Origin of the sequence: Pseudarthrobacter sp. LT1 (assembly GCF_035621795.1) — a bacterium.
GTDB lineage: Bacteria > Actinomycetota > Actinomycetes > Actinomycetales > Micrococcaceae > Arthrobacter.
Map to the genome: position 1 here is coordinate 3,318,365 of NZ_CP141830.1, position 17,379 is coordinate 3,335,743.

The window sequence follows — 17,379 nt, forward strand, 5'->3', positions numbered from 1 at the left end:
CCTTAGGCGTCATCGGGGCGGCGGGGAGCCAACCGGTACCCCACCCCACGGACCGTCTGCAGCCAGCGCGGTGACAGCTGGTCCTCCTTGAGCTTGCGCCGCAGGTTTCCCACGTGGACCTCCACCGCCCGTTCGTCAGCCTCGCTGATGTACGTGTCCCGGTCATAGAAATCGCCCCGCACCGCCCTCACCAGGTCAGCCCTGGTGCACACGGCCCCGCCGCCTTTCAGCAGCACATGCAGCAGGTCGAATTCACTGCGGGTCAGTCCCAGCGGCTCGCCCTTGACCTCCACGGTGCGTGTCCGGTGGTTCAGCAGGAGGCCGTTGTGCCGCAATACGCTGGAGTCACCGTGCATGGCAGGAACGGGTGCCTGTCCCAAGCTGGCCGGCGCCTCCCCGGTTATCTCATGCCGGGGCCTGCGCATCATTGCCGCGACCCGCGCCCGGAGTTCCCTTGGCCTGAAGGGCTTGGCGATGTAATCGTCCGCGCCTGTGTTCAGTGCAGAGAGCAGGTCCGGTTCCTCCGTCCGTCCCGTCAGCATCACCACATAGGCATTACTGAAATTCCGGATTCGCCGTAAAACCTCGAAACCGTCAATATCCGGCAGGCCGATATCGAGCGTTACAACGTTGGCCTGCTTGCTGCGGACCACCTCAACCCCGGCCCGCCCATCTACAGCTGTATGCACTTCGAAGCCCGCCTGGGTCAGTACGCCTTCAAGGAGGTTGCGTACATCCGCATCATCTTCGATTACTACAGCTACACCAAGATCGTCCATTGCTATCCCTGCGCCAGGCGGAGATGGCCCCCCATTGGCCCAGCGCCAATGCCATTCCCGCTCCAACCATTTATACGCTACTAGTAAGCCCTGCTGATCACACCCGTATTCGTCGCAAAAATTGAAAAGTCAATTATTATGACAAGACGTGTGCACTATGGATGGGAAAGGGTAAGTACCGGGGTAAGGAAAGCAATCAAAGACCCGGGCGGGGCCTGAATTCCAGTTGCGAAAGGGTACGAGTCAGAAACATGGCTGAGCCATTGTTCCACCGGGGGCCTGGCCGGATCTTCCGCCGGCTGGGGCCCCGCGCCCAGGTGGCGTTGTGCCAGCTCCCCCTGACCCTCGTAGTGCTGGTCCTTGCGGTGATCACCCCGTTCGCGTGGCCCTCCCTCCTGCACAGTCCGTTATACGGCGCAGGCCTGGCCCTCCACGGCATCCTGTTCCTTGCCTGCTTCCTGTTGCCCTGGGAGCGGTTGCCGCACAGGCCGTACCTGCTGATCCCGGTGCTGGACTTTGTGGCGATCGCCTTCCTGCGCAATGGCGCGGCACCCCTCCTGCCGGGCCTGGCCGTCCTGGTGGTCTTTCCGGTCATCTGGCTCTCCGCGTCCGGAATGCTGGCACGGAGCAGCCTGGTGCTCAGCTTCCTGGGACCGTTCTTCATCATGGCCCCCTCAGCCGTAGGCCACCTGCCCTCCGTCAACGCATCGGATCTCACCACGGTGGTCCTCTTCCCCGTGATGATGCTTGCTGTTTCGCTGGCCATCCGCTTCGCGAGCGTCAACCTGCGGCTCCAGCAGCGTGAACTGGCGGAGAAGGACCGCGAACTCCGGGACCTGCTGGCGGCAAGCCGGGAACGGGAAAAGCTGCTCGAAACCGTCCTGGACGCCACCGACGTCGGTATTGCCGCCGTCGACCGTTCCGGCCACTTCCTGGTGTCCAACAGCCGCCAGCGCAACTTCCGCCGCGCCACAGGCGCTGACGAGGCCGTCCCCGGCCAGGGGCACCAGCTCATCTTCGGCCAGGACCGTCGCACCTTGCTTCCACAGGACCGCAGGCCCATCAACCGGGCCATGGCCGGGGAATCCTTCGCCGACTACCTGGTCTGGGCCGGTGAAGGGCCGGAGCAGCGCGCCGTCTCCACGGCAGCACGTCCGCTTGTCAGCGAGGATGGCCGGCTCACCGGGGCGGTGGTGGTCTACACCGACGTGACCGGCTGGGTGGAGTCCGTGGCCGCGAACCAGGAACTGATCTCCAACGTCTCGCACGAGTTCAAGAACCCGCTGAACTCGATCATTGGCAACGTGGACCTGGTCCTGGATGAAGCGGACCTGCTGCCGCCGCCCCTGGCACAGCGGCTCCTGGTGGTCCAGCGGAACGCGGAGCGGCTGATGGATCTGGTGGCCGACCTGACGGCCTCCGCTACCACCACTTTGAATGTCCACCCCAAACGGACCGACCTGGCCAGCCTGGTGGAGACCAGCCTGAGTTCGGCTCTCGCCTCGGCACAGCGGTCCCACGTGGAGATCGCCGCCGATGTCCCCTCGCCCCTCTGGGCCTACGCCGACCCGCTCAGGATCGGGCAGGTCCTGGACAACCTGGTGTCCAACGCCATCAAGTACTCCCCCGGCGGCGGCAGGATCAGCATCAGCGCCACCGCGGACAGGCAGTGGGTGCGGCTGAGCGTCACGGACACCGGGATGGGCATGTCGCACGAAGATGCGGCAAAGGTTTTCAACCGCTTCTTCCGGACGGAAGCCGCCCAACAGGCGGCCATCCCCGGGGCGGGGCTCGGCCTGTCCATCACGCGGATGATCGTAGAGCGGCACGGCGGCAGCATCATGTGCGAGAGCGGCGAGGGCCAGGGCAGCACTTTTACGGTGACGCTCCCCGCGGAGGGCCCGCCTCCGGCGTTCTAGGAGATCAGGGTGCGGCCGGGGTCAGTGCTCGCGGACGGCCCTGGTTTGTTCGGCGCGGGTCAGCAGCTCGCTGTCGGAAGGGTATGCCACTTCCTCCAGCACCAGGGGATGCGGGGCTGCAAGGACAGACTTGGCATCCCGCTTCTGCAGCAGCAGCCGTTCGTACAGCCAGCCGGGTTCCTCCACGCCCTCCCCCACATACAGGGCGGACCCGATCAGCGCGCGCACCATGTTGTGGCAGAACGCGTCGGCCTGGACGGTTGCCACGATGACGCCGTCCTCGCCGCGCCGGAACTCAAAGCGCTGCAGCTCCCGGATGGTGGTGGCCCCTTCGCGCGGCTTGCAGAAGGACAGGAAGTTCTGCAGGCCCAGCAGCCGGGAGGCGCCCTCGTTGAGCAGGTCCACGTCCAGCGGGTTCTTGTGCCACAGGGTGAAGTACCGCTCCAGCGGATCCCAGAGGGCGGGCCCGTCCGCGATCCGGTAGCTGTACCGCCGCCACAGCGCCGAGAAGCGTGCGTCAAAGCCGGCGGGTGCCGGCGAGATGTCATGGACTTCCACCGCCCCGTGCAGGTCGCCGAGGGCGCGGTTCAGGGCACCGCGGAGCCTGCGCATCATGGCGACGGCGGGATCCAGTTCGTGCCCGCGCGGCAGCCCCAGCCACTCGTCTTCGGTGAGGTCCAGGTGGACCACCTGGCCGCGGGCGTGCACGCCGGCGTCGGTGCGCCCCGCGACGGTGACCCGTACCTGGCGCCGGACCAGCAAGTGCAGGGCCTCCTCCAGGACGCCCTGGACGGTCCGCAGCCCCGGCTGCAGCGCCCACCCGCTGAACGGGCCGCCGTCGTACGAAAGATCAAGCCGGATACGCAAAAACCCGCCGCCCCCTGGAACGGGGGCCGCGGGTTTTTGGTGGTTCACAGACCTAAGTCTATGCGAAGAGAATCAGCGAATTACTTCGCGTCCTTCTCCTCGGCAGCCGGAGCTTCAGCAGCCTCAGCGGCCGGAGCCTCTTCGGTTGCAGCTTCTTCAGCGGCGGGTGCCTCTTCGGTTGCAGCAGCTTCCTCAGCGGCCGGAGCCTCTTCAGCGGGAGCTTCCTCGGCAGCCGGAGCAGCCTTGGCAGCAGCCTGGGTAGCCTCGGCTACGACGGCCTGCTTGGCGGAAACCGGCTCGAGGACCAGTTCGATGACAGCCATGGGAGCGTTGTCGCCCTTGCGGTTGCCGATCTTGGTGATGCGGGTGTAGCCGCCGTCGCGGTTCTCCACAGCCTGCGCAATGTCGGTGAACAGCTCGTGGACGACGCCCTTGTTGCTGATCAGGCCGAGGACGCGGCGGCGGGAAGCCAGGTCGCCACGCTTGGCGAAGGTCACCAGGCGCTCTGCGTACGGCTTCAGGCGCTTGGCCTTGGTGACCGTGGTGGTGATCCGCTTGTGCTCGAACAGGGATGAGGCCAGGTTCGCGAGCATCAGACGCTCGTGAGCCGGGCCGCCGCCGAGGCGCGGACCCTTAGTGGGGGTAGGCATAATTGTTTCTCCTCATGTGGAAGCCGTGGGCGGCACACCATGGTGCTGCCCGCCGGCCAAGGTCTGGTTTAGAGTTCGTCGTCGCCGAAGGCGGCGTCGTCCTCTTCGATTGCTGCGGCGCGTGCTGCGAGGTCAAAACCGGGAGGCGAGTCCTTGAGGGACAGGCCCAGTTCAACCAGCTTTGCCTTGACCTCGTCAATGGACTTGGCACCGAAGTTGCGGATGTCCATCAGGTCAGCCTCGGAGCGGGCAACGAGTTCACCCACGGTGTGGATGCCCTCACGCTTGAGGCAGTTGTAGGAACGGACGGTGAGGTCCAGATCCTCGATCGGAAGTGCCATGTCGGCTGCCAGGGCAGCGTCGGTGGGCGACGGGCCGATCTCGATACCTTCAGCTGCGGTGTTCAGCTCACGGGCCAGACCGAACAGTTCCACCAGGGTGGTGCCTGCGGAAGCAACGGCGTCGCGCGGGGCGATGGCCTGCTTGGTCTCGACGTCGACAATCAGCTTGTCGAAGTCGGTGCGCTGCTCAACACGGGTTGCTTCCACGCGGAAAGTAACCTTCAGCACCGGCGAGTAGATGGAGTCAACCGGGATACGGCCGATCTCTGCATCGCCGGACTTGTTCTGAGCTGCCGAAACGTAGCCGCGGCCGCGCTCGATGGTCAGTTCGAGTTCGAACTTGCCCTTCGAGTTCAGCGTGGCAATGTGCAGATCCGGGTTGTGGAATTCGACGCCGGCCGGCGGAGCGATGTCCGCGGCGGTGACGACTCCGGGGCCCTGCTTGCGCAGGTAAGCCACGACGGGCTCGTCGTGCTCGGAGGAAACCGACAGGCTCTTGATGTTAAGGATGATCTCGGTGACATCTTCCTTGACACCCGGAACCGTGGTGAACTCGTGCAGCACACCATCGATCCGGATGCTGGTTACGGCAGCACCGGGGATGGAGGAGAGCAGGGTACGGCGGAGGGAGTTTCCGAGGGTGTAGCCGAAGCCCGGTTCCAGCGGTTCAATGATGAAACGCGAACGGTTTTCGGAGACTACCTCTTCGGAGAGGGTGGGGCGCTGTGCAATGAGCACTTAGGTTTCCTTTCGGCGAGCATCCGCTATATGACGCAACACAGGTGGTGGAAATTCGGTCTGAAGACTTAACGCGCTGGGCTTGCCCGGACCATCGCTGGTCCGGGCAAGCTCCTGCTGCGGAAAAGAATTAGACGCGGCGGCGCTTCGGCGGGCGGCAGCCGTTGTGCGCTGCGGGGGTGACGTCCTGGATGGAGCCAACCTCGAGGCCTGCAGCCTGCAGCGAACGGATGGCGGTTTCGCGTCCGGAACCCGGTCCCTTGACGAAAACGTCTACCTTGCGCATGCCGTGCTCCTGCGCACGCTTGGCAGCGGCTTCGGCAGCCATCTGCGCAGCGAACGGGGTGGACTTGCGCGAGCCCTTGAAGCCAACCTCACCGGAGGAAGCCCAGGAAATAACAGCGCCGGTCGGATCCGTGATGGAAACGATGGTGTTGTTAAAGGTGCTCTTGATGTGCGCCTGGCCAAGCGCGATATTTTTCTTGTCCTTCTTACGCGGCTTGCGAACCGCGCCACGAGTCTTCGGGGGCATTTTTTCTCCTACAGAAAGTTATTGGGGAAAGTCCGTAAATCCCGAGCGGGGATATTAACGGGCCTTCTTCTTGCCGGCGACGGTACGCTTCGGGCCCTTGCGGGTACGTGCGTTGGTCTTCGTACGCTGACCGCGTACGGGCAGGCCCTTGCGGTGGCGCAGGCCTTCGTAGCTGCCGATTTCAACCTTGCGGCGGATATCTGCTGCTACTTCGCGGCGAAGGTCACCCTCAACCTTGTAGTTGCCTTCAATGTAGTCACGCAGCTCAACCAGCTGGGCGTCAGTCAGGTCCTTGACGCGGACGTCAGCGCTGATGCCAGTGGCGGCCAGGGTTTCGTGTGCACGGGTCTTGCCCACGCCGTAGATGTAAGTAAGCGCAATTTCCAGCCGCTTTTCGCGGGGAATGTCTACGCCAGCGAGACGAGCCATAGTGGCAGTACTCCTTGATAAACCGGAGGTCGTAGGCAGTACACCCGCACGTTCCGTGCGGCCCCAGCCTCCGACCGGGGGTTAGCTGTCCGGACTCTTTCGAGCTCAATGTTCCAGATCAGCTTGTGCTGCCTTTATTTACTTGCGTGGGTTAGCAACCCAGGATTTCCTTCAGGGAAGGAAATTAGCCCTGGCGCTGCTTGTGGCGCGGGTTCTCGCAGATCACCATGACCCGGCCATTACGGCGGATCACTTTGCACTTTTCGCAGATCTGCTTGACGCTCGGCTTGACCTTCATGGCGTTCCTTTGCGTGTAGCAGTTTGGTCAACTGGAGCAGCAGTCAGCTTGCACTGCCGCCGCCCAGCAATTTACTTGTAGCGGTAGACGATACGACCACGGGTGAGGTCGTACGGGCTCAGCTCCACCACTACACGGTCCTCAGGGAGGATTCGGATGTAGTGCTGACGCATCTTTCCAGAGATGTGTGCCAGAACGATGTGCTTGTTGGTGAGCTCAACGCGAAACATCGCGTTAGGCAGCGCCTCGGTCACAACGCCTTCGATCTCAATGACCCCGTCCTTCTTGGCCATACCCTCCGCTAACTGTTGTTGCCGCAGCCCCGCCGGATAGCACCGGGCATGACCACGAACGTTTTTGTTGGATCGATTGCCGTCTCCAGGCCCAAAAGGGCGTGGCAGTCCAGACAACCAACAAGCAACACTACCCTGTTGGCCGGTAAAAGTTAAATCGGCCATAGTAGCCTACGCAGTGCGGTACGCACCATATTCGCCGGCCGGAGTGCTCACCGCACCAGCTGCGGCCACACCGTCCAGGATGGCCAAACGGACGACGTCGGCTGCCGCGCTTTGGAGCGTGATGAGACTGACCGGCCGGGCAGCGTCGTCGGAGCGGTCAAGTGCCACAGCACCGGTTGCGAGGCAGAAGACTGTGTCCCCGTCGGCCAGGGTATGGCTAGGGTTCAGCGCCCGCGCAATACCGGCATGGGAAGCAGAGGCAGTCCTTTTACATTCGGCCACATCAAGAACGGCATTCGTAGCCACCACGACAAGAGTGGTGTTAAGTGGCGGCGGATCAGTGGTCTTCACGGAGAACTGCACTGCTGGTTCGAACGGAAGACCAAGGGCATTCACGACTGCGATGGCCCCGACCACAACACCGCTGTCCAGCGTGATGGATGCTGTGCCTATTCCGCCCTTATATTGCCCCCGGCCGATCAATGCCCCGGTGCCGGCACCTACGTTGCCCCGACCGACGTCGTGCCCTTCCTTTTGTGCTGCCGCGGCGGCCGTTGCCGCGTAGCCCATGTCCGGCGTCGGCCGTGCGGAGAAGTTCCCGCCCCTGCCGAGGTCGAAGATGGCGGCGGCGGGGACGATGGGCACCACTCCCCCGGGAACGGCAAAGCCGCGGCCGTCTTCCTCGCACCAGCGCTGGGCGCCCGCAGCTGACGCCAGCCCGTAGGCGCTGCCGCCCGTGAGGACAAGGGCGTCCACGGTTCCGACCAGGGTCGTGGGATCAAGGGCGTCTGTTTCGTGCGTGGCCGGTCCACCGCCCTGGACATCCACCGAACCCACAGTGCCCGGCGGCGGCAGGACAACGGTCACGCCGGTCAGCCAGCCGTCGGTGTCCTTCTGGACCTGGCCCACGCGTATGCCCGGGACATCGGTAATGGTTCCCATGCCCCTATTGTCCCCTCCGCTGGCGCGCCCCTGCCGCAGCGGCGAACTTTGTGCGAGACTGCAATCAACACAGCGTTAACGGGCGACGAAGCCTTGGATAACAGTCCCCTGACAAGGGCATATGCGGGTTTCAGCCCCCTGACGGTCTGGTGTAGTAGTCCCTAGATCAAGCCAGGGCCGGCCACGAGCAGGCTCCCAACACGGGAGAGACACGCATGACCCGTCAACTCGCCCAGCACCCCGCCACCAAACCCAAGAGGCCTCCGGGGCGTACGGCAAAAGTTCCACGACGGCGGTGGACCGCAAGGACCCGCCGCGACTTCTTTGTTTTCCTTGCCATGGCGCTGCCCAACCTGGTGCTGATCGCCGTCTTCACCTACCGCCCGCTGTTCAGCAACATGTACTACTCCACGCTGGACTGGACCCTCGGTTCGCCCACCGCCACCGTGGTGGGCTTCACGAACTACGTCACCTTCTTCACCAGCAACGATGCCCCGAAAGTCCTGGGCACCACCGCAGTGTTCACGCTGGTGACGGTGGGCGGTTCGATGATACTGGGCCTGCTGGTGGCGCTGGCCTTGAACGCAAAGGTCCGGGGCACCACGTTCGCCCGCTCCGCCGTCTTTGCCCCCTATGTCCTCTCCGGCGTCGGCGTGGGCCTGGTGTGGTTGTTCATTTTTGATCCGGGCTACGGAGTCCTGGCCTGGCTGCTCCGGGGCATCGGGCAGCAGAGCCCGCAGTGGATCAACGATCCCCAGCTGTCGCTGGTCATGGTGATCCTGGTTTACGTGTGGAAGAACCTGGGCTACTGCGCGGTGGTGTACCTTGCGGGGCTCCAGTCGCTTCCGCAGGAGGTCATGGAGGCGGCGTCCCTCGACGGTGCCAACGGGTTCCGGCGCTTCGTCAGCATCTCGCTGCCGCTGCTGTCCCCCACTACATTCTTCCTCCTGATCACCACCATGCTCAGCTCGCTGCAGGCCTTCGACCTCATCCGGATCATGACACCCCTGGGCACCGGCACCAGCACCCTGATCTACGAGGCCTACCTCCAGGCCTTCGGGGCCTACAACAGGGCCGGCTACTCAGCGGCCATTTCGGTGGTCCTGTTTGCCATCCTCCTGGTGATCACCGTGCTCCAGCTGCGGTTCGTGGAACGAAAGGTTCATTACTCGTGACATCCCTATCACCGGTGAGCCCGGACCCCGCCGCCCCGGCCATCGCCGCGCCGGATCCAGGCCTCCGCCGCGACCGGCCGTTCTCCCGCCGGAACCTTGTCCAGACCGTGGTGGGCGGCTACCTGCCGCTGCTGATCGCCACGCTGGTGGTGTTCCTTCCCCTGCTGTGGATGGTACTCAGCTCCTTCAAGCAGTCGGGCGAAATCGTCACCACCGACCTCAAGATCCTTCCGGAAAGCCTGAACCTGGAGAACTACCGGACCGCCATGACCACGGTCCCCTTCGGGCAGTTCTTCCTGAACAGCACCATCGTCACCCTGTCAGGGGCCACCATCAAGGTGCTCCTGGCCATCCTGACGGCCTACGCCCTGGTCTTTGTCCGCTTCCCGTTCCGGAACTTCATTTTCCTGCTGATCCTGGTGGCCCTCATGGTGCCGCCGCAGGTATCCATCCTGCCCAACTTCATCCTGATTGCGGGGATCGGCGGGAAGAACACCCTGTGGGGCATCATCCTGCCCGGTCTTGGCACCGCCTTCGGCACGTTCCTGCTGCGGCAGCACTTCCGTACCCTGCCCGCCTCCATTCTCGAATCTGCCGAGATGGACGGTGCCGGCCACTGGCGCCGGCTGTGGCAGATCGTGGTCCCCGTCTCCGTGCCTTCCATCGCCACGGTGGCCCTCGTGACCATCGTGACCGAGTGGAACGACTACATCTGGCCCCTGATCATCACGGACCGGCCGGAAACCATGACCTTGCCGGTGGGTCTCACCCTCCTGCAGAACAACGAAAGCAACGCCGCCGGCTGGGGTGTCCTCATGGCCGGGGCAGTCCTGGTCATCGTTCCCATCCTGATCATCTTCGCGGCCCTGCAGCGCTACATCGTGGCGGGCCTCACCCAAGGCAGTGTGACCGGCTAAGCCGCCGGCCGCCGTCGTACTGCCCAACCTCCCAGTACTCCCACCCTTCCGCAGGCAACAACCGAAAGGAAATGTCATGACACTTCATCTGGACCGGAGGCACTTCCTGGGCCTGGCAGGGCTCACCGCTTCTGCCGCTGCCCTGGCCGCATGCGGCGGACCTTCCACCAGCGGCGGCGGACAGGCCACGTCCCAGGCGGCCGATATCGACTTCAGCGGCGTGAAGCCGGCGGCCAAGATCGATTTCTGGTCCAGCCACCCCGGACAGTCGCAGGATGTGGAAAAGAGCCTGATCGAGAAATTCCAGGCCAAGAACCCGGGCATCGCCGTCAACCTGGTGACCGCCGGGGCCAACTACGAGGAGATCGCCCAGAAGTTCCAGACCGCGCAGGCGGCCAAGTCCGGCCTCCCGGGTGTTGTCGTCCTGTCGGACGTGTGGTGGTTCCGGTACTACACCAACGGCAGCATCATCCCGGTGGACAGCCTGACCAAGCAGCTGAACATGAAGATGGACGACTTCCAGCAGTCACTGGTCAATGACTACAAGTACGACGGCAAGCAGTGGGCGCTGCCCTACGGCCGGTCAACGCCGTTGTTCTACTACAACAAAGACCACTTCGCGGCAGCCGGGATCCCCGACCGTGCTCCCAAGACTTGGCAGGAATTCGGCGAGTGGGCACCCAAGCTGAAGGCAAGCTCGGGTGCCCAGTACGCCTACATCTATCCCGCACTGGCCGGCTATGCGGGCTGGACACTGCAGAACATGCTGTGGGGCTGGGGCGGTGGCTGGTCCAAGGAATGGGACATCACCTGCGACTCCGCCGAATCCGTCGCGGCGCTGCAGTGGGCCCAGGACTCGATCTACAAGGACAAGTGGGCGGGTGTCTCGTCCAAGGAAGCGGCCGACGATTTCTCCGCAGGCCTGACCTCGGCCACCATCGCCTCCACGGGCTCGCTGCTGGGCATCCTGAAGTCGGCCAAGTTCAACGTGGGTGTTGGTTTCCTGCCCGGCGGCCCTAGGGCGACGTCCAACGTCTGCCCCACGGGCGGTGCAGGTTTGGGCATCCCCAGCGGCATTTCCAAGGAGGAACAGCTGGCCGCCGGAATGTTCCTGGACTTCGTCACCCAGCCGGAGAGCACCGCGGAGTTCTCTGCCGCCACCGGCTACATGCCCACCCGCAAGTCGGCCGATATGAAGGCGGTCCTGGCCAAGACGCCGCAGATCCAGACCGCAGTGGACCAGCTCGCGGTGACCAAGGTCCAGGACAACGCCCGCGTGTTCCTGCCGGGTGCTGACCAGGAGATGGCGAAGGCCGCCGCGAAGATCCTCACCCAGCAGGGCGACGTCAAGTCCACCATGACGGACCTGAAGGCCACGCTGCAGGGTATTTACGAGCGGGACGTGAAGCCGAAGCTGAAGTCCTAACCACTGTCGACGCGCAAAAGCCCTGGCGGGACCCGGATCCGGGTCGCGCCAGGGCTTTTGTGCGTCACGCAGGAAAATGCGCGTCGAAGAGGGGGAAGTGCGTCCCTTAGGGGATCGGCACCGGGGTGACGCCAAGGGGAACCAGGTGCTCCGCACCGCCGTCGGGCGCCGAAAGCACCCAAATGCCCTTCTCGTGCACTGCCACGGAGTGCTCCCACTGGCAGGAGCGCTTGCCGTCGGTGGTCACCACGGTCCAGTCATCCTCCAGGACTGCGGTCTCGATGGCGCCCCGGACCAGCATGGGTTCGATGGCGAGGCACAGGCCCGGCTTGATCTTGGGGCCGCGGTGGTTGGTGCGGTAGTTCAGGACGTCCGGGGCCATGTGCATCTCGGAGCCAATGCCGTGGCCCACGTAGTCCTCCAGGATGCCCAGCGGCTTGCCGGGTACGGAGGAGACGTAGTCGTCAATGGCGGCGCCAATGTCCCCCACATGCGAGCCGCCGGCCAGGGCAGCGATCCCCCGCCACATGGCAGCCTGCGTAACGACCGAGAGGCGCTGGTCCTCGGGGTCCGCTGTTCCCACGATCACCGTGCGCGCGGAATCCGAGTGCCAGCCGTTGACGATCGCGCCGCCATCGATGGAGATGATGTCGCCGTCCTGCAGGACGCGGCTTCCCGGAATGCCGTGCACCACCTCTTCATTGACGGACGTGCAGATGGTCGCCGGGAAGCCGTGGTAGCCCAGGAAGTTGGACTTGGCGCCTGCCTCGTTGAGCACGGCGGCGAAGACATCGTCCAGGTGCTTGGTGGTGACCCCCGGCACCGCGGCGGCAACGGCGGCATCCAGTGCACGGCTAAGGACCAGGCCGGCCTCGTGCATGGTGCGCATCTGGGCGTTGTTCTTGTATTCGATGCGGGGCTGGCCGAAGGCCATGATGATTCCTTTCAAATGGCTGAGGCTCCTCCCGGATGCCGGGAGGAGCCTCGATAAAACCGGGCGCCTTGGGTCAGGCGGCCTGTGCGGCCTTGATGGCCTGCATCACGCGGTTGGTAACTTCGTCGATCGGACCGATCCCGTCAACCTTGGTGAGGATGCCGCGGTCGGCGTACTTCGCCACCACAGCTTCGGTCTGCTCGTGGTAGAGGTCCAGGCGGTGGCGGATGACGGCTTCGTTGTCGTCGCTCCGGCCTGTTTCCTTGGCCCGGCCCAGTAGGCGGTGTACCAGCTCCTCGTCGTCGGCAGTCAGCTGCAGGACCACGTCGAGCTTCTCGTCGCCGTCGGCGAGGATCTCGTCCAGGTAGTCCACCTGCGCGGTGGTGCGCGGGTAGCCGTCCAGCAGGAAGCCGTTCTCGACATCGGACTCGTTCAGGCGGTCACGGACCATCTTGTTGGTCACGCTGTCCGGGACGAAGTCACCGTTGTCCATGTACTTCTTGGCCTCGACGCCGAGCGGAGTTTCGCCCTTCACGTTGGCACGGAAGATGTCACCGGTGGAGATGGCCACAACGCCGAGGCGTTCTGAAATCCGCTCCGCCTGCGTTCCTTTTCCGGAACCGGGAGGTCCAATAATCAGCATTCTCGTCATCGCAAAAGCCCTTCGTAGTGACGTTGTTGTAGCTGCGCATCAATCTGCTTTACGGTCTCCAACCCAACGCCCACCATGATCAGGATCGAGGTGCCACCGAACGGGAAGTTCTGGTTTGCGTTGATCAGCACGAGTGCCACCAGCGGGATCAGTGCCACGAAGCCCAGGTAGAGGGCGCCAGGCAGGGTGATCCGTGAGAGCACGTACTGCAGGTAATCAGCGGTCGGCCGGCCGGCGCGGATACCTGGGATGAAGCCGCCGTACTTCTTCATGTTGTCTGAGACTTCTTCAGGGTTGAAGGTAATCGCGACGTAGAAGTAGGTGAAGAACACGATCAGGACGAAATAAACCGCCATGTAGATCGGGTGGTCACCGCGGGTCAGGTTGTTGTTGATCCACTCAACCCACGGTTGCATTGGCTCGCCGTTCCGGGGCTGGTTGAACTGCGCGATCAGCCCGGGAATGTAGAGCATGGAGGAAGCGAAGATCACCGGAATGACACCGGCCATGTTCACCTTGATGGGAATGTAGGTACTGGTGCCGCCCACGGTGCGGCGGCCGATCATCCGCTTGGCGTACTGCACCGGGATGCGGCGCTGTGACTGCTCGACGAAGACCACCAGGGCCACGGTGAGGAGACCCACCACCAGGACGAGGAAGAAGGTTCCCGGCCCCTGCGAGGTCCAGATGGCACCGAGGGAGGTGGGGAACTGGGCGGCGATGGACGTGAAAATGAGCAGCGACATGCCGTTGCCCACGCCCTTTTCCGTGACGAGCTCGCCCATCCACATGATCAGGCCGGTGCCGGCCGTGAGCGTGATGATGATCAGGATGGTGGTGATGATGCTGCTGTCAGGAATCACCGGCAACTGGCACCCGGGAAGCAGCTGCCCTGAGCGGGCCAGGGACACCAGGGTGGTGGCGTTGAGCAGGCCCAGCGCGATGGTGAGGTAACGGGTGTACTGGGTCAGCTTCGACTGCCCCGACGCGCCCTCTTCGTAAAGCTGCTGGAACCGGGGAATGACCACCCGAAGCAGCTGGACGATGATGCTGGCCGTGATGTAGGGCATGATGCCCAGGGCGAAGATGGACACCTGGAGCAACGCGCCGCCGCTGAAGAGGTTGACGAGCTGGTACAGCCCGCCGGCGGTCTGACCGTTATGCAAGCATTGCTGGACATTCTGGTAGTTCACACCGGGCGAGGGAATGAAAGCACCCAAGCGGAAGATGGTGATGATTCCCAGCGTGAACAACAACTTGCGTCGCAGATCAGGCGTGCGAAAGGCCCGGCCAAATGCGCTAAGCAAGCGTCCTCCTGTGGTGTCAATAAGGGGTGGGTGACGGAATTTGATAAATCCCGACATCCGAGTCTAACGGGTCTATGCGCCGAGCGAACAATCCGGGCCAGCCGTCATGCGCCGGATGGCGGGAATTGTTCGCCCGGCGGATACGAAAAACTCCCGGTATCCGGGGCCGAAGCCCGCGGATACCGGGAGTTTTACAGCTGGCGCCGTCCCTTACAGGGCGGTGGTGCTTCCGCCTGCTGCAGCAATCTTTTCAGCGGCGCTGGCCGAGAATGCGTGGGCGGTGACGTCAACCTTGACGGTGATGTCGCCGGTGCCCAGCACCTTGACGGGCTGGTTCTTGCGAACGGCACCCTTTTCGACCAGGTTCTCCACGGTGACTGCGCCACCTTCCGGGAACAGCTCGTTGAGCTTGTCCAGGTTTACAACCTGGAACTCAACCCGGAACGGGTTCTTGAAGCCACGCAGCTTCGGAAGGCGCATGTGCAGCGGCAGCTGGCCGCCGGCAAAGCCAGCCTTCACCTGGTAGCGGGCAGCCGTACCCTTGGTACCACGGCCGGCGGTCTTACCCTTGGATGCCTCACCACGACCAACACGGGTCTTGGCGGTCTTGGCACCCGGTGCGGGACGCAGGTGGTGAACCTTCAGGGCGTTCTGCTTCTCAGCAGCCTGCGCCTTATCAGCAGTGTTCTCTGCCATTTACTTCGCCTCCTCTACCTTTACCAGGTGCGGAACCGTGTTGAGCATTCCAACGGTCACGGCGTCGGCGGTGCGGACAACGGTGTGTCCAATCCGCTTCAGGCCGAGGGACCGCAGGGTGTCGCGCTGGTTCTGCTTGCCGCCAATGGCGGACTTGATCTGAGTGATTTCCAACTGAGCGTCGGAGGGGACCAGGTTCTTAGCCAAGACTAAACACCTGCCTTCGGAGCCAGGAGGGCCTTCACCAGCGCTGCCGGAGCGATCTCGTCCAGCGGCAGGCCGCGGCGTGCTGCCACTGCTGCCGGCTCTTCGAGGCGCTTCAGGGCATCAACGGTCGCGTGAACGATGTTGATGGCGTTGGAGGAACCGAGCGACTTGGAGAGGATGTCGTGGATGCCCACGCACTCCAGTACTGCACGGACCGGACCACCGGCGATAACACCGGTACCGGCGGAAGCCGGACGCAGCATTACGACGCCGGCAGCGGCTTCACCCTGAACGCGGTGCGGGATGGTGTTGCCAACGCGGGGAACGCGGAAGAAGGACTTCTTAGCCTCTTCAACGCCCTTGGCGATAGCAGCGGGAACTTCCTTGGCCTTGCCATAGCCCACGCCGACCATGCCGTTACCGTCACCAACGACGACCAGAGCGGTGAAGCTGAAGCGACGACCACCCTTGACCACCTTGGAAACGCGGTTGATGGTGACAACGCGCTCTACGAACTGGTTCTTTTCGGCTTCACGGCCACCGTCGCGGCCGCCACGGCCACCGCGGTCGCCGCGGCCCTGGCCACGGTCGCCACGCTCGCCGCGACGGGCGCCACCACGGCGGTCGTCGGCAGCGGGGGCAGTGGTCTCAGCAGCTGCCGCTTCGGGCGCCTTCTGATCTGCAGACACAGTGTCCTTTTCCTTGTTTGCTTCGGTCACAGTGACAGCCCACCTTCGCGTGCACCGTCAGCGACGGCGGCAATCCGGCCGTGGTACTTGTTACCACCACGGTCGAAGACAACAGCCTCGACGCCGGCAGCCTTGGCACGTTCGGCAACGAGCTCGCCGACGCGCTTGGCCTTGGCAGTCTTGTCACCGTCGAATGCACGAAGGTCGGCTTCCAGAGTGGACGCGCTTGCTACGGTCTGGCCAATGGTGTCATCGACAACCTGGACAAATACGTGGCGTGCGGAGCGGTTGACCACCAGGCGGGGGCGGACAGCCGTACCGGAAATGCGCTTGCGGATACGAAGCTGGCGGCGGCTGCGACCAGCAGCCTTGCTCTTGTTCGTACGCTTCTTGTTAATGGAGATGGCCATGGTTACTTACCAGCCTTTCCGACCTTGCGGCGGATGACTTCGCCGGCGTAACGGATGCCCTTGCCCTTGTACGGGTCAGGCTTCCGCAGCTTGCGAATGTTGGCAGCAACCTCGCCGACCTGCTGCTTGTTGATACCTGAGACAGAGAGCTTGGTCGGTCCCTCTACTGCAAAGGTGATGCCGGCCGGAGCCGAAACGTTGACCGGGTGGCTGTAGCCAAGAGCGAACTCAAGGTCAGATCCCTTGGCCTGAACGCGGTAACCGGTACCGACGATTTCAAGCTTCTTCTCGTAGCCTGCGGTGACGCCCTGGATCATGTTGGCGATCAGGGTGCGGGTCAGGCCGTGGAGTGAACGGGAGGCGCGCTCGTCGTTCGGGCGGCTGACGGTCAGGGTGTTCTCGTCCAGGGCAACCTCGATGGGGCTGGCCACAGTGTGGGTCAGCTCCCCCTTGGAACCCTTGACGCTGACGACAGAGCCGTCAACCTTGACCTCAACGCCGGCAGGAACGGTGATGGGGAGACGTCCAATACGTGACATTATTCTCTTCCTTTCCCGTTACCAGACGTACGCGAGGACTTCGCCGCCCACGCCCTTCTTGCCGGCCTGCTTGTCAGTCAGGAGGCCGGAAGAGGTGGACAGGATAGCGATACCCAGGCCACCGAGCACGTGCGGGAGGTTGGTGGACTTCGCGTAAACGCGGAGGCCCGGCTTGGAGATGCGGCGTACACCGGCGATGGAACGCTCGCGGTTCGGACCGAACTTGAGGTCCAGGGTCAGCTTCTTGCCGACCTCGGCGTCCTCTTCCTTCCAGCCGGCGATGAAACCTTCGGCCTTGAGGATGTCGGCAACGCGTGCCTTGAGCTTGCTGTAAGGCATAGACACGGAGTCGTGGTATGCCGAGTTTGCATTACGCAGGCGCGTAAGCATATCTGCGACAGGATCTGTCATTGTCATGTGGGCTCATGCCCTTCCTCGTAACGGTTTCCGCCGTTCCGTCCTTGACGGAGCGGA

22 protein-coding genes are annotated in these 17,379 nt (G+C 63.5%); 4 read left to right on the top strand and 18 right to left on the bottom strand.

Annotation, left to right across the window (positions count from 1 at the left end):
- Nucleotides 1-2 precede the first annotated feature (2 nt).
- The gene (locus VIK36_RS15535) at nt 3-779 is read right to left on the bottom strand and encodes a response regulator transcription factor (protein WP_255172832.1); all 777 of its coding nucleotides are present in this window, start codon (nt 777-779) and stop codon (nt 3-5) included.
- A gap of 251 nt (nt 780-1,030) precedes the next feature.
- On the opposite strand from VIK36_RS15535, the gene VIK36_RS15540 reads away from it, so the two are divergent.
- The gene (locus VIK36_RS15540; RefSeq protein ID WP_324642622.1) at nt 1,031-2,698 is read left to right on the top strand and encodes a sensor histidine kinase; all 1,668 of its coding nucleotides are present in this window, start codon (nt 1,031-1,033) and stop codon (nt 2,696-2,698) included.
- 21 nt (nt 2,699-2,719) lie between these two features.
- On the opposite strand, the gene VIK36_RS15545 is transcribed toward VIK36_RS15540, so the two are convergent.
- From VIK36_RS15545 to VIK36_RS15580, 8 genes are all read right to left on the bottom strand, one after another.
- On the bottom strand, nt 2,720-3,613 hold the full coding sequence (locus VIK36_RS15545) for a tRNA pseudouridine synthase A (RefSeq protein WP_324642623.1): 894 nt from the start codon (nt 3,611-3,613) through the stop codon (nt 2,720-2,722).
- Nucleotides 3,614-3,645: 32 nt separating this feature from the next.
- Nucleotides 3,646-4,215 carry a 50S ribosomal protein L17 gene (rplQ, locus tag VIK36_RS15550; protein ID WP_255172835.1) on the bottom strand — a complete coding sequence of 190 codons (570 nt, stop codon included), beginning with the start codon at nt 4,213-4,215 and terminating at the stop codon, nt 3,646-3,648.
- 68 nt (nt 4,216-4,283) lie between these two features.
- Complete coding sequence (locus tag VIK36_RS15555; RefSeq protein ID WP_013601812.1) at nt 4,284-5,294, bottom strand: DNA-directed RNA polymerase subunit alpha; 1,011 nt, start codon at nt 5,292-5,294, stop codon at nt 4,284-4,286.
- Nucleotides 5,295-5,424: 130 nt separating this feature from the next.
- Nucleotides 5,425-5,826 carry a 30S ribosomal protein S11 gene (rpsK, locus tag VIK36_RS15560; protein WP_009358720.1) on the bottom strand — a complete coding sequence of 134 codons (402 nt, stop codon included), beginning with the start codon at nt 5,824-5,826 and terminating at the stop codon, nt 5,425-5,427.
- Nucleotides 5,827-5,880: 54 nt separating this feature from the next.
- A complete protein-coding gene (rpsM, locus tag VIK36_RS15565; protein ID WP_003803743.1) occupies nt 5,881-6,255 on the bottom strand; it encodes a 30S ribosomal protein S13 in 375 nt (124 codons plus the stop codon).
- 184 nt (nt 6,256-6,439) lie between these two features.
- Complete coding sequence (rpmJ, locus tag VIK36_RS15570; protein WP_009358722.1) at nt 6,440-6,553, bottom strand: 50S ribosomal protein L36; 114 nt, start codon at nt 6,551-6,553, stop codon at nt 6,440-6,442.
- 71 nt (nt 6,554-6,624) lie between these two features.
- On the bottom strand, nt 6,625-6,846 hold the full coding sequence (gene infA / locus VIK36_RS15575) for a translation initiation factor IF-1 (RefSeq protein WP_009358723.1): 222 nt from the start codon (nt 6,844-6,846) through the stop codon (nt 6,625-6,627).
- Nucleotides 6,847-7,017: 171 nt separating this feature from the next.
- The gene (locus tag VIK36_RS15580) at nt 7,018-7,953 is read right to left on the bottom strand and encodes a P1 family peptidase (protein WP_324642631.1); all 936 of its coding nucleotides are present in this window, start codon (nt 7,951-7,953) and stop codon (nt 7,018-7,020) included.
- A gap of 215 nt (nt 7,954-8,168) precedes the next feature.
- Between VIK36_RS15580 and VIK36_RS15585 the strand changes: the two genes are divergently transcribed.
- From VIK36_RS15585 to VIK36_RS15595, 3 genes are all read left to right on the top strand, one after another.
- Nucleotides 8,169-9,128, top strand: coding sequence for a sugar ABC transporter permease (locus VIK36_RS15585; RefSeq protein ID WP_324642632.1), 960 nt, complete (start codon nt 8,169-8,171; stop codon nt 9,126-9,128).
- A complete protein-coding gene (locus tag VIK36_RS15590) occupies nt 9,125-10,045 on the top strand; it encodes a carbohydrate ABC transporter permease (protein ID WP_159631371.1) in 921 nt (306 codons plus the stop codon). Before VIK36_RS15585 ends, VIK36_RS15590 begins: the two co-directional genes overlap by 4 nt.
- A 76-nt stretch (nt 10,046-10,121) precedes the next feature.
- On the top strand, nt 10,122-11,471 hold the full coding sequence (locus VIK36_RS15595; RefSeq protein ID WP_324642633.1) for an ABC transporter substrate-binding protein: 1,350 nt from the start codon (nt 10,122-10,124) through the stop codon (nt 11,469-11,471).
- Nucleotides 11,472-11,577: 106 nt separating this feature from the next.
- Here the strand turns inward: VIK36_RS15595 and map are convergent, their stop codons facing one another.
- The 9 genes from map to rpsH form a co-directional block, all read right to left on the bottom strand.
- The gene (map, locus tag VIK36_RS15600) at nt 11,578-12,405 is read right to left on the bottom strand and encodes a type I methionyl aminopeptidase (RefSeq protein ID WP_324642634.1); all 828 of its coding nucleotides are present in this window, start codon (nt 12,403-12,405) and stop codon (nt 11,578-11,580) included.
- Nucleotides 12,406-12,478: 73 nt separating this feature from the next.
- Complete coding sequence (locus tag VIK36_RS15605) at nt 12,479-13,048, bottom strand: adenylate kinase (RefSeq protein ID WP_201302397.1); 570 nt, start codon at nt 13,046-13,048, stop codon at nt 12,479-12,481.
- A 5-nt stretch (nt 13,049-13,053) separates the two neighbouring features.
- Complete coding sequence (gene secY, locus VIK36_RS15610) at nt 13,054-14,364, bottom strand: preprotein translocase subunit SecY (protein WP_324642635.1); 1,311 nt, start codon at nt 14,362-14,364, stop codon at nt 13,054-13,056.
- 210 nt (nt 14,365-14,574) lie between these two features.
- Nucleotides 14,575-15,060 carry a 50S ribosomal protein L15 gene (rplO, locus tag VIK36_RS15615; RefSeq protein ID WP_013601817.1) on the bottom strand — a complete coding sequence of 162 codons (486 nt, stop codon included), beginning with the start codon at nt 15,058-15,060 and terminating at the stop codon, nt 14,575-14,577.
- The gene (gene rpmD / locus VIK36_RS15620) at nt 15,061-15,267 is read right to left on the bottom strand and encodes a 50S ribosomal protein L30 (protein WP_009358731.1); all 207 of its coding nucleotides are present in this window, start codon (nt 15,265-15,267) and stop codon (nt 15,061-15,063) included. It abuts the gene before it with no gap.
- A gap of 2 nt (nt 15,268-15,269) precedes the next feature.
- The gene (gene rpsE / locus VIK36_RS15625) at nt 15,270-15,986 is read right to left on the bottom strand and encodes a 30S ribosomal protein S5 (RefSeq protein ID WP_255172842.1); all 717 of its coding nucleotides are present in this window, start codon (nt 15,984-15,986) and stop codon (nt 15,270-15,272) included.
- Nucleotides 15,983-16,366, bottom strand: a complete 384-nt coding sequence (rplR, locus tag VIK36_RS15630) for a 50S ribosomal protein L18 (RefSeq protein ID WP_159631366.1) — start codon at nt 16,364-16,366, stop codon at nt 15,983-15,985. Before rplR ends, rpsE begins: the two co-directional genes overlap by 4 nt.
- A gap of 2 nt (nt 16,367-16,368) precedes the next feature.
- Entirely contained in the window at nt 16,369-16,905 is a 537-nt protein-coding gene (gene rplF / locus VIK36_RS15635; protein ID WP_159631365.1) for a 50S ribosomal protein L6, read from the bottom strand.
- An 18-nt stretch (nt 16,906-16,923) separates the two neighbouring features.
- Nucleotides 16,924-17,322 carry a 30S ribosomal protein S8 gene (rpsH, locus tag VIK36_RS15640; protein ID WP_015937843.1) on the bottom strand — a complete coding sequence of 133 codons (399 nt, stop codon included), beginning with the start codon at nt 17,320-17,322 and terminating at the stop codon, nt 16,924-16,926.
- Nucleotides 17,323-17,379: the final 57 nt, after the last annotated feature.

Coding starts and splice junctions, on each gene's coding strand:
- VIK36_RS15535 (WP_255172832.1), bottom strand. CDS start 779: ATGGACGATCTTGGTGTAGCTGTAGTAATCGAAGATGATGCGGATGTA.
- VIK36_RS15540 (WP_324642622.1), top strand. CDS start 1,031: ATGGCTGAGCCATTGTTCCACCGGGGGCCTGGCCGGATCTTCCGCCGG.
- rplQ (WP_255172835.1), bottom strand. CDS start 4,215: ATGCCTACCCCCACTAAGGGTCCGCGCCTCGGCGGCGGCCCGGCTCAC.
- rpsK (WP_009358720.1), bottom strand. CDS start 5,826: ATGCCCCCGAAGACTCGTGGCGCGGTTCGCAAGCCGCGTAAGAAGGAC.
- rpsM (WP_003803743.1), bottom strand. CDS start 6,255: ATGGCTCGTCTCGCTGGCGTAGACATTCCCCGCGAAAAGCGGCTGGAA.
- rpmJ (WP_009358722.1), bottom strand. CDS start 6,553: ATGAAGGTCAAGCCGAGCGTCAAGCAGATCTGCGAAAAGTGCAAAGTG.
- infA (WP_009358723.1), bottom strand. CDS start 6,846: ATGGCCAAGAAGGACGGGGTCATTGAGATCGAAGGCGTTGTGACCGAG.
- VIK36_RS15580 (WP_324642631.1), bottom strand. CDS start 7,953: ATGGGAACCATTACCGATGTCCCGGGCATACGCGTGGGCCAGGTCCAG.
- VIK36_RS15585 (WP_324642632.1), top strand. CDS start 8,169: ATGACCCGTCAACTCGCCCAGCACCCCGCCACCAAACCCAAGAGGCCT.
- VIK36_RS15595 (WP_324642633.1), top strand. CDS start 10,122: ATGACACTTCATCTGGACCGGAGGCACTTCCTGGGCCTGGCAGGGCTC.
- map (WP_324642634.1), bottom strand. CDS start 12,405: ATGGCCTTCGGCCAGCCCCGCATCGAATACAAGAACAACGCCCAGATG.
- VIK36_RS15605 (WP_201302397.1), bottom strand. CDS start 13,048: ATGCTGATTATTGGACCTCCCGGTTCCGGAAAAGGAACGCAGGCGGAG.
- rplO (WP_013601817.1), bottom strand. CDS start 15,060: ATGGCAGAGAACACTGCTGATAAGGCGCAGGCTGCTGAGAAGCAGAAC.
- rplR (WP_159631366.1), bottom strand. CDS start 16,366: ATGGCCATCTCCATTAACAAGAAGCGTACGAACAAGAGCAAGGCTGCT.
- rplF (WP_159631365.1), bottom strand. CDS start 16,905: ATGTCACGTATTGGACGTCTCCCCATCACCGTTCCTGCCGGCGTTGAG.
- rpsH (WP_015937843.1), bottom strand. CDS start 17,322: ATGACAATGACAGATCCTGTCGCAGATATGCTTACGCGCCTGCGTAAT.